This is a genomic window from Stenotrophomonas sp. GW821-FHT01H02A (assembly GCF_059422145.1).
The window spans coordinates 1-13,705 of record NZ_JBWKWI010000017.1 but is presented as its reverse complement, the minus strand read 5'-3'; the positions used below and the strand labels follow the sequence as shown (position 1 = coordinate 13,705).

13 protein-coding genes and 1 pseudogene are annotated in these 13,705 nt (G+C 63.6%); 10 read left to right on the top strand and 4 right to left on the bottom strand.

The features are described from left to right. Positions 1–59: 59 nt before the first annotated feature. Positions 60–2,354, bottom strand: coding sequence for an autotransporter family protein (locus AC07WC_RS17515; RefSeq protein ID WP_495211130.1), 2,295 nt, complete (start codon positions 2,352–2,354; stop codon positions 60–62). Positions 2,355–2,796: 442 nt separating this feature from the next. On the opposite strand from AC07WC_RS17515, the gene AC07WC_RS17510 reads away from it, so the two are divergent. Continuing rightward, positions 2,797–3,405, top strand: coding sequence for a DUF1120 domain-containing protein (locus AC07WC_RS17510; RefSeq protein WP_495211129.1), 609 nt, complete (start codon positions 2,797–2,799; stop codon positions 3,403–3,405). 134 nt (positions 3,406–3,539) lie between these two features. Here AC07WC_RS17510 and AC07WC_RS17505 read toward each other — a convergent pair whose 3' ends face one another. Further along, positions 3,540–4,037 carry a TonB-dependent receptor domain-containing protein gene (locus AC07WC_RS17505; RefSeq protein ID WP_495211128.1) on the bottom strand — a complete coding sequence of 166 codons (498 nt, stop codon included), beginning with the start codon at positions 4,035–4,037 and terminating at the stop codon, positions 3,540–3,542. Between AC07WC_RS17505 and AC07WC_RS17500 the strand changes: the two genes are divergently transcribed. Both AC07WC_RS17500 and AC07WC_RS17495 read left to right on the top strand, forming a co-directional pair. Then, positions 4,029–4,187, top strand: coding sequence for a hypothetical protein (locus tag AC07WC_RS17500; protein ID WP_495211132.1), 159 nt, complete (start codon positions 4,029–4,031; stop codon positions 4,185–4,187). The two genes, AC07WC_RS17505 and AC07WC_RS17500, sit on opposite strands and share 9 nt — an antisense overlap. Before the next feature lie 35 nt (positions 4,188–4,222). Further along, a pseudogene (locus AC07WC_RS17495) lies at positions 4,223–5,013 on the top strand (ABC transporter permease); the annotation flags it as partial. A gap of 209 nt (positions 5,014–5,222) precedes the next feature. Here AC07WC_RS17495 and AC07WC_RS17490 read toward each other — a convergent pair. Further along, entirely contained in the window at positions 5,223–5,513 is a 291-nt protein-coding gene (locus AC07WC_RS17490; protein WP_495211131.1) for a YkgJ family cysteine cluster protein, read from the bottom strand. A gap of 113 nt (positions 5,514–5,626) precedes the next feature. Here AC07WC_RS17490 and AC07WC_RS17485 point away from each other — a divergent pair, with 113 nt between their 5' ends. From AC07WC_RS17485 to AC07WC_RS17455, 7 genes are all read left to right on the top strand, one after another. Beyond that, positions 5,627–6,037, top strand: a complete 411-nt coding sequence (locus AC07WC_RS17485) for a response regulator (protein ID WP_495211127.1) — start codon at positions 5,627–5,629, stop codon at positions 6,035–6,037. A 455-nt stretch (positions 6,038–6,492) separates the two neighbouring features. Further along, positions 6,493–6,930 carry a hypothetical protein gene (locus tag AC07WC_RS17480; RefSeq protein ID WP_495211126.1) on the top strand — a complete coding sequence of 146 codons (438 nt, stop codon included), beginning with the start codon at positions 6,493–6,495 and terminating at the stop codon, positions 6,928–6,930. Then, complete coding sequence (locus AC07WC_RS17475; RefSeq protein ID WP_495211125.1) at positions 6,920–7,156, top strand: hypothetical protein; 237 nt, start codon at positions 6,920–6,922, stop codon at positions 7,154–7,156. The genes AC07WC_RS17480 and AC07WC_RS17475 overlap by 11 nt, the downstream gene beginning before the upstream one ends. 250 nt (positions 7,157–7,406) lie before the next feature. Further along, a complete protein-coding gene (locus tag AC07WC_RS17470) occupies positions 7,407–8,993 on the top strand; it encodes an SDR family NAD(P)-dependent oxidoreductase (RefSeq protein ID WP_495211124.1) in 1,587 nt (528 codons plus the stop codon). Positions 8,994–9,071: 78 nt separating this feature from the next. Then, positions 9,072–10,211, top strand: coding sequence for an SPFH domain-containing protein (locus AC07WC_RS17465; RefSeq protein ID WP_495211123.1), 1,140 nt, complete (start codon positions 9,072–9,074; stop codon positions 10,209–10,211). Between the two features lie 21 nt (positions 10,212–10,232). Next, positions 10,233–11,579, top strand: coding sequence for a TFIIB-type zinc ribbon-containing protein (locus tag AC07WC_RS17460; protein ID WP_495211122.1), 1,347 nt, complete (start codon positions 10,233–10,235; stop codon positions 11,577–11,579). Beyond that, positions 11,576–11,821: a hypothetical protein gene (locus tag AC07WC_RS17455; RefSeq protein ID WP_495211121.1), complete on the top strand. Its 246-nt coding sequence runs from the start codon at positions 11,576–11,578 to the stop codon at positions 11,819–11,821. The genes AC07WC_RS17460 and AC07WC_RS17455 overlap by 4 nt, the downstream gene beginning before the upstream one ends. Positions 11,822–11,860: 39 nt before the next feature. Here the strand turns inward: AC07WC_RS17455 and AC07WC_RS17450 are convergent. After that, positions 11,861–13,705: efflux RND transporter permease subunit (locus tag AC07WC_RS17450; RefSeq protein ID WP_495211120.1), on the bottom strand; the 1,845-nt coding region annotated here is incomplete at its 5' end.

The following is a 13,705-nucleotide window of genomic DNA, read 5'->3' as shown; positions in this document are numbered from 1 at the left end:
TATGCCTTGCCGCCGGCAGGGGCGCGCTCGCGCCCCTGCCGGCCTTCGATCAGGCTGGCCTACCACGCACGGCGCAGGCCCAATTGTGTGCCAGCGTCGGCATGACCGCCATCACCGCGCTGGAGGCGCAGGTCGCCCCAAGCCGACCAGCGCTCACCCAGGCGCAGCTGTGCACCTACCTGCGCCTCGTATCGATTGCCAGGGAGCTTGACTGGCAGTGCGTCGCCATCGAAGCGCATGGCGTCATCACGCTTGCTGTGCAACCAATTCAATGTCAGGAATGGCTGAACACGATTGGTCGTGCCATTGTCAGCGCCAAACAAACGTACGCCCACACGTGATTCCAAGCCCCCGCCCCGACGATCCTCGACAACCGTGCCGTTGGCCTCCTGCAGGGTGCCGGCATTATAATGGGTATAGGTCAGCTGCACCTGTGGTTGCAGGTAAATCGTGCGTCGCTCCTGATTGCTCAGTGCAATGCCATAGCCTGCTTCAAGCGATGCAGCTCGAGTAGTAGCGCCGTACTTCTCGCGAGCCAGGCCCTCGCCCTGCACCTCACTGTCGTACCGGCCGTACTGGAACCAGCCATCCGCATACAGGCCGCGACTGTCGGCCGGCTGCTCCACCCAGCCCCCGTAGATGCCCAGCGCGCGACCCTGGACCTTACCTTGAGCGCCATAGCCCGTCTGATGTGCGCGGACCTGGGTGTTGGCCCGGCCCGTCCCCACCATGATACCCGCCTGGCCGCGCCCCTCCGTGCCCCAGCGGAACACATCACTCCCCACCTGCAAGGTGCTGATCCGGCTTCGGACATCCGCCGCGTCCGGCAGCATCGCGCGCCACTGGTCCTGGGAGACGCGGACCCATGCGCCGATCGCATCATGTTCAAACGCCGGCTCACCTCGATCGTGGCGACGTTGCTGGAACATGCGCACGGCGCTCGCCCGGTTGCCCTGGTATGCAAAGGGTTCCGGGCGCAGAACCGGCAATGGTTCGATGGTGCCTATCGAGCCACCTGGAGCCACGGAAACACACTGCGGGAGGGCCGGGTCCGCCACGCATGGATCGGCCGGCGGAATCAGCGCCGAACGCAGGTACCACCCCCCTTCGCCGGGGTCCGCTGGCGTCCCTTTGTGGACAAAGTATTCGTACCGGCCGCCGACAGCACGACCGCTGAGCGTAAAGACGCCATTGGATGCACCGTCAACCTGAATGATCTGGATGCCATCGACTGTCTGGGCGCCGGCGCCACCTACCCGGCTGATGACGACATTGGTTGCACCAATGGTATCCCCGAGCACGTGCAGACGGTCGCTTTCCGATGCATCGTCGTCAAGTACTGTATTGAACAACAGGGTGCCGCCACCGGAATAGTTCCCGGTGACGGTCAGGGTGTTGAATCGGCTCCCGTCACCCAGCGCAACGATGGCCCCCGTGCCGACGGTCAGCTGACGCACATCAGAATCGTCGGTGAGCTGCCAGCGCGCATTCGACAATGACATCGAGGCGACGTTGCGGGTGTAGCCGTTCAGCGTCGCGGCGTTCTGCAGCATAACGTCAGCACGGCTGGTATCCAGAACAACCAGTCCGCCCGTCAATCTGCTGTCGTCGACCGTGAGGACCGCGTTCGAGTTCTGGCTGACCTCCATCAAACGCCCATTACCTCCGGTAACGATGGAATTTCTTTCGATCAGGATATCCGCGACAGTAACCCCGCGCGGCGCAAGGCCGCCAACCAGAATGCCAGCACCGTTGGCTCCGGCCAGGCTCGAGTCACTGACGATCAAGGAGAGACGGCCCGTCGGCGCCAGCGGGCTGTCGTTGTACATCCAGGCACCCAATGTGTCACCGATCGCAGCACTGCCTGCAGTCAATGCGATCGATCCACCAAACACCCCCAGAGCCGAATTTGTCATGGCACCACTGGTGGCCATATCGGTGATTCGAGAGCCTTCGATGACCAGTGATGCATTGTTTGCGGTTGCCACAACTGCGCCGTCGGCCGTGCTGTTACCCCTGATATCGCTGTCGAGCAGATTCGCCGAGGTGCTGGTTGGCCCACCCTGCACATGAAGGGCGCGATCTGCTGCAGTTATCGTGGCCCGGGTAAACGCACCCATACTCCCAGACTCCAGACGTACGCCTGCCCCACCGGCATCTACGGTGCCGTCGGTGATGAGCACCACCGATTCATCAGCGACGATCGAATCGGTAACACCACCAGTGACGACATTGAGCGTTGCATTGTTGCTGAGAACCCAACTCTCTTTGAGGTCACCGGCCCCCACGATTGCGGAGCCTCCATCCAAGTCGCGCGCCACAAGCTGCGGGGAGGTGACGAGAAGAGCTGCCACTACAGCAACACCCAAAGTGGTCCGTCTAACATCCATAGTATTGTTTCGCAAAATTCAAGTCCATATATCAATTACAAACGGATGGCGAAGATCTTCCATGTGCACACTTCAGGCTATAGAGTAATTTTCAATAGTTTGCGCAAATGCAGCTGGCCGGACGGGGATCCGCCGCCAACAACCACCGCGACTGGAAATTCCGGCGTGGCGCGAGGAGGGTCAAGAATGGCCGGGATGCTGTCGATACCTGCCGATGGGCCCGGCCGGAGTGCTCACCGGCATTTTGCATCATTCTCTATGGATACCCGGAAATCTGCATGATCACAATTCGCGCAGGCACACACACTCTCGCATCGGTAGAGTTTGTGTTCGGCATCACGCCGCTAGATCACTCTCTAATTGATAGGAGTAGTACGTAATGATGACAAACAGAGTTGCGCTTACGATGGCGATTCTCACCTGCTCCGCGGCTGCGCACGCACAGGATGCAGACCTGTGGGTTCAAGGGACGCTAAGGCCAGAGGCATGTACGATCACCCTTGGCGATGATGGTCGCTTCGATCTGGGCACGATGGCTGTCAGTTCAATGAACGAGTTTGTGGACACCCCCCTTCCAGATCAGCATCTCGACTTCCGGTTGCAGTGCGCAGCACCAACAGCGATCGCGCTGCAGACTACCGACCTTCGCGCAGGTTCGGCCAGTGGCACGGGACCAGTCGGCTACAGGTTCGGCCTGGGCATGACCACATCGGGAGAGAGGATCGGCAACACCCATGTCCGACTTGAGAATCTGATCGTCGATGGCGTCCCGGCACGCACGATATATTCGGCCAACCAAGGCGGCAATTGGACAGGGGGGCCGGACATCTTCAACGCCTTCCGGCCAGATTGGTGGTCATCCTTCGCCACAGCAGGAACCACCGTGCCGCTTGCACTTCAATCGGTTGATGCTGTTCTTCGTACCGTCGCGGTCGTGGCGCCACGCGCCGGGTTGACGATGGACGATGACGTGTCGCTGGACGGCGCAGTCCTCATCGAACTGAAGTACCTCTAGGGCTGCTTCGGTCGATCCCTCCGGCTGATGGACGTGCAGAGCCGGACCACCCTCCTCCCTCCTGACGAAGTCGTCCCGACCGGACGCCCGGTTGAGCAGTGTGTTGCATGACCACGCTGCTCTGCCCCATTCGATCAGAAGCTGTAATCGAACGACACGCCCACCGTACGCGGCTGCATCATCACCGCATTCCAGCGGCGGTACTCCTGCGCGCCGGTGAACTCCACGCCCTGGCTGCGCGCCTGACCGCCGTTGACACCATAGGAGATGCCCTGCGCCGTGATCAGATTCAGGCGGATGTCGTCCCAGTCGATCCGGAAGGCGGCCACTTCCAGCAACGCGCGTCGATCCCAGAAGTGGCTCTTCAGGCCGGCTTCGTAGTTGATCAACGTGTCCGACTTGACCTGCGACGGCACCTCCGGCGCCGCCGGCAGGATCGGGTTCGGGCTGCCGACGCGGTAGCCGGTGGCGACCCGCACGTAGGCCATGGTGTCCTCGCCGAGGAACAGGCGCGGGCTGGCGCTCCAGGTGGTCACGCTCTCCGAGGATTCGGTGATCCGCTGCACGCCATCGCCGCCCAGCGGGCCGCCAAGGGTCTGGCGGAACTCCTGGTCATTGCGCGCGTGGCGCACGCCCAGGGCCAGATCGAAGTGGTCGGTGAACTTCCAGGTGGCGTTGCCGAACAGCGCCTTACCTGGCGCGCTACCCGGCAGTCGTCCGACTATGACGTGCGCAGCTTCGAGATCCGGCTGCGCCCGGTGGCCCGTATCGAAGGTTTCTGACCGGGGATGAGCGTGCTGTTCGCGTGGCCGCAGGGATGAACCGCCCGGTGTGGGCGGGCATGAAGGCCTCGCTCCAGCGCGAACTGCGCCACTTGCGGCAGGACCGCGCCGATCTGCTGCTGGTCACCCTGCTGCCGGCGCGATGCTGGGCGTGCTGGCCTGGTTGTTCGCGGCCTCGGTGATGCGTGATATCCTCATCGCCGTGGTCGACCTGGACCGCAGCGCCGAGAGCCGGCAGCTGACCCGGATGCTCGATGCCAGCCCCGGGGTGAGCCTCGCGAGCCAGCCCATCAGTCTGGCCGATGCGCAGTCCCAACTGCGGCGACTGGACGTGTTCGCCGTGGTGCTGGTGCCGCGCGATGCGACGCGTGACGCGCTGCGCGGCGAACAAGGCACGGTATTCGCCTACTACAACCCCACCTACCTCACCACCGGCCAGTCCGCCGTGCGCGACATCGTCGAAGCCGTCGGCGCGTGGAATGCACGACTGCTGGGCGAGCGCATCGCCAAGCAGGTGGGTCCGGCCACGCTGCGCGCGCCGCCGATCGCGGTGCAGTCGGACATCCTGCACAACCCGGCACGCAGCTATGAGCTGTTCCTGCTGCCGCTGCTGTTCCCGGCGGTCCTGTCGCTGGGGTTGGCGTTGGCGGTCGCCGCCAGTCTGGGCCGTGAAGTGCGCGACGGCCAGCTGCACGATTGGCTCGGCGACGCGCCGTGGTCGGCCATCGTCGGCAAGGTCGTGCCCTATGTCGCGCTGTTTTCGGTCTACGGTGCACTCGGCGTGCTCTACCTGGCCCTGGTCCGTGGCGATGGCATCGCCGGCAGTGCTGGTCGCACTGGCCCATCTGCTGCCCACCACGCCCGGCATCAACCTGATGGTGCGCCTGAACCAGACGGATGCCAGCCTCGGCGAGGTCAGCCACGAACTGTGGACGCTGGTGGCGCTGCTGGTGCTGTACGGCAGCCTCGCCATCTGGCGTCTGGGCGCCCGGAGGTCCAGCTGAGGCGACGCGCTGTGCGCGGCCACCGCACCCGTCAGAGCAGTACCTGGCGGGTGCGGCGCAGAAACTGGTGGATCTCGGCTTCGACGCTTTCATCCAGCATGTAGACCGGCCGCTGGCCGTTGGGACAGCGAAGGCTGGGCGTCGTTCCAAACAGGCGGCAGATCAAGGGCCGTTCTTCGTAGACCTCGCAGCCCTGCTTTCCCAGGTAGGGGCAGCTCAGGTCCGCCAAGGCGGCGGCATGCTCGGCATCGCTCTTGACCGGCAGGCGCGCCACCTCTTCGCTTGACGCGGTGACGGGGCCGCAGCAATCCGTGCACCCCACGATGCAACGAAACGTCGGGATCTGCTCGCGCAGCCGCTGTATCGCAAAGCCCCTTCCCTTGTCGTTGACACCCGCAGGCACACGATGCCCGCACCCCCTTGCCCTGCATTCCCATGAACCGTTCTACTGCTGTATCTACTGGTCGTACCGTGCTGGTTGTTGAAGACGAGGCCGAGCTCTCCCGGCTGTTCATCGAAGTACTGCAGGATGCAGGACATGCGGTAGTCACCGCCGATTCCGTGACGGATGCGCTGAGCACCCTCACCGGCCAGCGGTTCGATGCGGCCATTCTCGATGTGGAACTCCGGGATGGACCGGTGTTTTCCGTTGCGGACCGATTGGCGGCACTGGGCACGCCCTTCCTGTTCGCCTCCGCGGTCTACTACCAAGTGGTGCCGCGCGAGCATCAGCGAGTGCCGTTCGTGACCAAGCCCTTCGATATCAGGCTGTTGCAGCAACGAGTGGCGGAAGTGCTGGCCACGCAGGACCCGTCATCGGGTGGCGTACAGGCACCCAGCCACTGAGTCGGGCAACGGGCTGGCCTCGACCCGCTGCGCAATGGGCGCGACCACCTCCCGTGACACACGGCTGGCAGGCCCTCCAGGCATGCTGTCATGCAATATCACGACGTCGTAAACGCTCGATAACACCAGAGCAGCAGCTCACAGCTTTACAATAAGTAAACTAATTGTAGATACACCCATACCCCGATGCACGATGATTCGCTCCTCCCAAGGCCGCTGTGGCCGGGTGGGCGCTTGCCGCTCACTGGTTCATTTCGTGCTCGGAGATTTACTGAATGCGCCCCCCCTTTATTACCCAACGCCCTCTCGCTCTCATGGTGGCGGTCGCCCTGTGCACCAGGTCACCGTGGAACGCCCGCACCCAAGAGGACGGACGATGCGTCGCTGACGGCGAAGCCCTCAGGCCCAGCCTGGCCCGTGCAGCACCGGTGGATGGGCATCGTGTCCTGGCCTTCGTGTCCGGCACCGAGGCCACTCATGGCGGAAGTGTGCGCTGGCAGTCCCGCATCGGGGCAAGCGCGCACGACAGCCGCGAGCAGAGCTTCCGTGAATATGGAGCACACGACGTTGGTCTTTCGGTGGGCGCAGGCACTCGCAGCGGCGTACAGATGGAGCTCGGCTCGACGGTGAACACGCAACTCGGCACGCATCGGCAGCTGCGTAGTGACATTGCCCTACTGGGCTCGGCAATGAGCAACGCCAGCACCCGGCTGGCGCGTCTCCACGGCGCGGGGACTCAGGCTTTCGAGTTGCCAGGCGCCGTGCCGCGCGTGATGGACTATCGACCCATGCTGGGCGCTGACTACAAGCGGTCGCGACTGTCGCTGAGCACCGCGCTTGGCGCTGACATTTCCATCGAATTCAACCCCCTGAGCCTTGTACATGCGTATTGACGCTGTTTTCTACACAGGCGTAGCAGGCGCTTGGCTGGGCCTCGGTCTTGGCGGCTGGCAGCTGCTCCAGCACGACCGGGCCGGCGCCACCGCAGGACTACTCCTCTCGATTGCTTCGATTGCCCTACTCCTCCTTTGGGATCGACGCTTTACAGAAGATATCTATTGGTCGTTGCTGAACGGAGGGGCGTTGCTGGCCGTTACCTGTATCCTTCTCGCAGGGTGAGCACAACATTTTCCTGCCAGGCATCGGCGCCGGCTGCCACGGCACGCGCCGGAATGCACGCGCGTTTAAAGGCAACTCTATCGGGCGCGATGTGGAGCGGATGTGGAGCCAGCGGGCACCACTGAGCACCAAATCGCAGGATCAGGGACAATAGTCGTCTACCGTTTGCCCCCGCCTGCTGACGGATGCCCCGTCACCGGGCGTCGCGCGGCGCCTCACGCCTGTCTTCCTGCTGCTTTCCGGATCCGAATTGAATACCACCGCCCTGCCCCTTGCCGACGACGACCTGCCCCTGACCGACCGCCTACGCACCGCGCTGGACCTGCTGGAGGCCATCGAAGCCGACCGCAGCGTGCTGGATACGCTGCCGGAGGCTGACCGCGTCCGCCTGCACCAGGTGGTGGCCAAGGTCTACCACCCGGAGCCCAAGGCCCGCCGGGCGAAGCTGAAGCAGCAGGCCAAGGCCCGCCATCAGGAGAAGGTGGCCAAGGCCGAAGCGCTGCTGGAACAGACCGGTATCCGCGCGCTGCGCCGCAAGCCGGTGTTCAGCACCCCGAACTACTTCCCGCCGCACGCCGCCGGCCTGCATGACGCCTCCAACGGCGAGCATGCCGCCGCCGCGGCGGAGCCGGTGCATTCGCCGGAACTGCGCCATTGCTATGTGTGCAAGCAGAAGTTCACCCAGCTGCATCACTTCTATGACCAGATGTGCCCGGCCTGTGCCGAGCTGAACTTCTTCAAGCGCACCGAGACCGCGGACCTGACCGGGCGCGTCGCGCTGCTGACCGGTGGCCGGGTCAAGATCGGTTACCAGGCCGGCCTGAAGCTGCTGCGCGCCGGCGCCGAGCTGATCGTGACCACGCGCTTCCCGCGCGACTCGGCCGCACGTTACGCCGAAGAGCCGGATTTCGCCCAATGGGGCCATCGCCTGCAGGTGTACGGCCTGGACCTGCGCCACACGCCGAGTGTGGAAGCCTTCTGCAGCGAGCTGCTGGCCACCCGCCCGCGCCTGGACTTCATCATCAACAACGCCTGCCAGACGGTACGCCGCCCGCCGCAGTTCTATGCGCACATGATGGCCGGTGAAACCGCACCGCTGCACGACGTGCCGGACGCGCTGCGCAAGCTGATCGGCGACTATGAAGGCCTGCGCAGTGCCGAACTGCTCGGCAGCTCTGCGTCGGCCGCGTTGCCGGTGGTCCAGGGGCGCGATTTCAACGCCGCCAATGGCCTGACCCGTGCCGCCGAGCTGTCGCAGGTGCCGCTGCTGGACGACGAGCTGGTCGCCCAGCAGCATCTGTTCCCGGAAGGTCGCCTGGACCAGGACCTGCAGCAGGTCGATCTGCGCGGCCGCAATTCCTGGCGCATGCTGATGGCCGAAGTGCCGTCGGTGGAGCTGCTGGAGACCCAGCTGGTCAACGCCATTGCGCCGTTCATCATCAATGCGCGGCTGAAGCCGCTGATGCTGCGCACGCCGGAGCGGGACAAGCACATCGTCAACGTGTCGGCGATGGAGGGGCAGTTCTACCGCAACTTCAAGACCACCCGTCACCCGCATACCAACATGGCCAAGGCCGCGCTGAACATGATGACGCGCACCTCGGCGGCGGATTACCAGAACGATGGCATCCACATGAACAGCGTCGATACCGGCTGGGTGACCGACGAGGATCCGGCGGATATCGCGGCCAAGAAAGTGAAGGAAGAGCGCTTCCATCCGCCGCTGGATATCGTCGATGGCGCCGCGCGCATCGTCGACCCGATCATCCATGGCATCAACACCGGCGAGCACGTCTGGGGCCAGTTCCTGAAGGACTACGCACCGACCGACTGGTAAGACGTGCGGGGCGGCCGCTGATATAGTCGGCCGAGCATGGCGGGCATGGTGTCCGGCCACGAATCACAGGAGTGGGTCATGGGTCTTCGTCAGGCGGCGGCAGGGGCAGTGGGCGGCGTTCTGGCCGACCAGTGGAAGGACTTCTACACCGTGCCGACCGGGCTGCCCTCCACGGCAGCGCTGTTCGCGGCGGTTCCGCGCGGCACCAATGCCGGGCGTGGATCCAATACCAGTGCCTCCTCCAACATCATCAGCAACGGCTCGAAGATCGTGGTTCCCGAGGGCTACGGCCTGCTGCTGTTGCAGGACGGCGCGATCACCGGCTTCGTCGCCGAACCGGGTGGCTACGAATGGCGCTCGGACGACGCCAACTCTCAGTCGATCTTCGCCGGTGACGGTTTCGTCAGTCCGCTGATCAAGCAGAGCTGGGAGCGCTTCAAGTTCGGCGGCCAGCCGGGTTCGCAGCAGGCCGCGTTCTTCGTCTCGTTGAAGGAACTGCCGGACAACCGCTTCGGCACCCAGTCCGAAATCTACTGGGACGATGGCTTCCTCGGCACGCAGGTCGGCGCGGTCACGCGCGGCTCGTACACGCTGAAGATCGTCGATCCGATCCTGTTCGTGAAGAACTTCGTGCCGGCCAGCTACCTGCAGCCGGGCCAGGTGTTTGATTTCACCGATCTGGACAACGCGGCCGCCAGCCAGCTGTTCAATGAAGTGGTCGGCTCGCTGGCCCCGGCCTTCAGCCTGTATACGAACGACCCGGGCAAGGGCAACCGCATCACCAAGCTGCAGCAGGACTCGCTGGGTTTTGCGCAGAGCCTGTCCGCTGCCGTCGAGCAGGGCTACCAGTGGAAGTCCGATCGCGGCCTGGCCATCGTCAAGACCGCCATCGTCTCGATTGAGTACGACGCCAACACCCGTGAGCTGCTCAAGACCGTGCAGCGCGCCGATGCCCTGGCTGGCTCGCGCGGCAACTCCAACCTGCAGGCCAGCGTGGCCCAGGGCATCCAGTCCGCCGGCGAGAACGGTGGTGCCGCGGGCCTGGTCGGCGTCGGCATTGCCTCCGGGATGCTGGGGGGCGGTGGCATGCAGCAGCCGGTCGCCCCGGCGGCGGACGACCCGGTCGCCAAGCTGAAGAAGGCCAAGGAAATGCTCGACCTCGGCCTGATCACCCGGGACGATTACGACAAGCTCAAGGCCAAAGCGCTGGGGCTGTAAGACACCGAGCGCACCGACACCATGTCCGACCCCAAGATCCCACCGCCGATCCCGGCGGTCCCGCCGCCGTTGCCGCCTTCCCCGGCGGCACCGATCACCGGCCCGGGTTCGCCGCGGGACGTCCCCCCGCTGCCGGGCACCTTCCCGGGGGACCCAGCCACCCTGCCCCAACCCATTCGCGATGAGGTGCTGGCACCCGACCCGGTTGCGCTGGATACCTCCGCGGCCGAGCTCAAGGACGGCGTCAACCGCTGCCCGAGCTGCGGCTCCAGCGATGTCCGGCTCAAGCTCGGCACCGATGTGCTGGTCTGTCAGTTCTGCCGTCACGAATGGCACGGCGACCGGGTCGAGGAGGCGTTCGGGTTTGGCGAAGGGATCGGCGAACTGCGCGGCACCGTGGTCGCGTCAGGCGCGCGCGACATCGATGCCGGCACTGCCAGCCTGATGAGCTTCAAGTGCACCGGCTGCGGGGCCGAAGTCACCATCAACACCGAAAGCAGCATGACCGCCCGCTGCCACTGGTGCCGCCATGTGTTCGGGGTCAACGAGCAGGTCGCCAATGGCGCGGTGCCGGATGCGGTGCTGCCGTTCCATATCAGCAAGGACGACGCGGTCGCGCGGATCCGCCAGTTCGTGGACAAGCGGCGCCTGTTCGCGCTGAAGGCGTTCAAGGATCAGTTCACCCCGGAGAACGTCACCGGCGTCTATCTGCCTTACATGATCGTGGACAGCAACGTCAGCGCCAGCGTCTCCGGCAAGGGCGAAATTCAGACGCGGCAGTACACGCGCGGCACCGAAAAGAACAAGCAGACCTACTACGACGCCGACGTTTACCAGGTGGACCGCCAGGTCGATTTCACCGTGGACGACCTGACCCTGGAGTCATCCACCGAGCGCGGCAATCTGGACACGCAGAGCAACACCAACAACATCATCAACGCGATCCTGCCGTTCGATACCAAGAATGCGCTGAAGTGGAACGCCTCCTACTTGGCCGGTTTCACTTCGGAAAAGCGCAATCTCGATGTGGAGAAACTACGCCCGCGGCTGGAAGATCAGCTGTTATCGATTGCCCGTGCCCAGGTGGAAGGTTCGGTGCGCCGCTACGATCGTGGCGTGCGCTGGGAGCGTGAGCGCGTGGATGTGCATGGCACTCGCTGGGTGTCGATGTACCTGCCGGTGTGGCTGTACTCGTACCACCAGCCGGGCCGCAATGGCGGCATGCTGCACTACATCGCGGTGAATGGCCGTACCGGTGAAACCATGGGCAGCGTACCAGTGCAGCAGTGGAAGCTGCTGCTGGCCGCGCTCACCACCGGGACCATCATCGAAGCCCTCGTTCTCTTTTTCCTGGTTGCTGCCTCATGAGCGATGACAGTGGACTCTGGCTGCTTGCGGCCGGCCCGGCCGGTGCGACGGCGCTGTACTGGGCGCTGTACCGGTATTACCGCAATACCGACAAATCCCATGCGTTCGAGCGCGATACCGCGATCGAGGCCAAGCCGGTTACCGGCTCGGACCGCAAGGTCGACACCGTGACGGGCACGCAGGAACGGCGTATCCGCGGTGACAATGTGGCGGAGTATCGAATTCGAGCGCAGCGGGAATGACAATGCTGATTGGGCTTAGAGTGGCTGGCACAACAGGGGTCAGGCCCCTTTATCGTCATCACCCGCCGATAGAACCCGGATACTGCGATTGAACATCCGGTGCACAACAACGAAGAACAGAGGGATGAACAATAATCCAAGCAGCGTGCCGACGATCATGCCCCCGAGCACGCCGGTTCCGATGGCCCGCTGAGCGCCGGAACCGGCGCCTGAAGCGACAGCCAGCGGCAACACGCCCAAGCCGAAGGCCAACGAAGTCATGATGATCGGGCGCAGGCGGTCCTGCACTGCGTGCATCGTCGCTTCGATCAGACCAGCGCCCTTCGCCAAGTTTCCTTTGGCGAACTCCACGATCAGGATTGCGTTCTTGCTGGTCAAGCCCACCGTGGTCAGCATCGCTACCTGGAAGTAGATGTCACGCTCCATGCCACGCATGGTGTTGGCCAGCACCGCGCCGAGAATGCCAAGCGGCGCCACCAAGAGGACTGACGTTGGGACACTCCAGCTTTCATAGAGCGCGGCCAGACACAAAAACACGATCAGCAGCGACAGCATGTACAGTAGTGGCGCCTGCAATGCTGCGCCGTGCTCTTGGAGTGCGGTCCCGGTCCACTCGATATCAAATCCCTGCGGCAGCTGCTGAACAAGATGTTCGATTTCAGCCATGGCGCGTCCCGACCCAACACCGGGGGCTGCCCTACCCTGGATCTCTCTAGCGGCTATGCCGTTGAAACGCTCCAGACGCGGCGAGGAATGTCTCCATTCAGTAGAAGCAAAGGAGCTGAATGGCACCATGTCACCCGCAGCGTTCCGTATCGACCATCGTGCAAAGTCGTCCGGGCTTGCCCTGAAGGACGCATCACCTTGAAGGTACACACGCTTGAGCCGACCACGGTCGTTGAAGTCGTCTACATAGGTACTACCCCAAGCCGTAGTCAAAGTTCGATTTACCTCGTCGATCGACAGGCCCAGAGCCGCTACTTTCGCGGCATCCACGTTCACTTGGAGCGAAGGCATGTCGCTCAAGCCATTGGCGCGCATGCCAGTGAGAATCTGGCTTGCTTCAGCCAGTTCCAGCAGCTTGTCTTGAGCATCCAATAGTGCGGCATGCCCTTGACCACTGCTATCTCTGAGGAAAAAACTGAAGCCGTCTGCCGTGCCGAGCGCAGGAATGGCGGCTGGGGCCAAGACGTGAAAGGAGGCTCCGGGATAAGACTCGATCGCGGATCTGGCGCGCTCTGCAATACTGTTCGCATCATTTCCGGCGCCGCGCACGCCCCAGTCCTTCAGGCGTATATACGCCAGCCCCGTATTCTGCCCCATTCCGGAATAACTGTACCCGACGACGGTAAGAATAGCGTCGGTGACAGGGTCATCTTCAAGGAAGTATTTCTCGACCACGTTCAGAGCAGCCTCGGTATGCGCGAGCGTCGTACCTGCCGGCCCCTGCACAAGTACCACCAGCGTTCCGCGGTCTTCAGTCGGCAGGAAGGATGTAGGAAGACGCAGGAAGAGAGCGATCATCACAACCGATAGCAGGGCGAACAGGCCCATGCTTCGCCACGGTCGGGAAAGAACTCCGCGCACTCCTCGCTGATAGGTTTCACTGGTGCGTTCGAATCCCCTGTTGAATCTCGCAAACACGCTGGATAGAGGGCCCGTGCTTCTTGTTTCATGCCCGCCGCTATCAGGTGACTTGAGCAGCGTCGCGCAAAGCGCTGGGGTGATTACAATGGCGACGAGTACCGACAGCGCCATCGCCGAGACGATGGTGGCCGAGAACTGGCGGTAGATGACGCCGGTGGCGCCGCTCATGAAGGCCATCGGCACGAACACCGCCGACAGCACCAGGCCGATGCCGACCAGCGCACCGGTGATCTGGCC

Excerpts from the sequence above, each read along its gene's own strand:
- AC07WC_RS17510 (WP_495211129.1), top strand. The coding sequence starts at position 2,797 with ATGGCGATTCTCACCTGCTCCGCGGCTGCGCACGCACAGGATGCAGAC.
- AC07WC_RS17485 (WP_495211127.1), top strand. The coding sequence starts at position 5,627 with ATGAACCGTTCTACTGCTGTATCTACTGGTCGTACCGTGCTGGTTGTT.
- AC07WC_RS17475 (WP_495211125.1), top strand. The coding sequence starts at position 6,920 with ATGCGTATTGACGCTGTTTTCTACACAGGCGTAGCAGGCGCTTGGCTG.
- AC07WC_RS17465 (WP_495211123.1), top strand. The coding sequence starts at position 9,072 with ATGGGTCTTCGTCAGGCGGCGGCAGGGGCAGTGGGCGGCGTTCTGGCC.
- AC07WC_RS17460 (WP_495211122.1), top strand. The coding sequence starts at position 10,233 with ATGTCCGACCCCAAGATCCCACCGCCGATCCCGGCGGTCCCGCCGCCG.
- AC07WC_RS17455 (WP_495211121.1), top strand. The coding sequence starts at position 11,576 with ATGAGCGATGACAGTGGACTCTGGCTGCTTGCGGCCGGCCCGGCCGGT.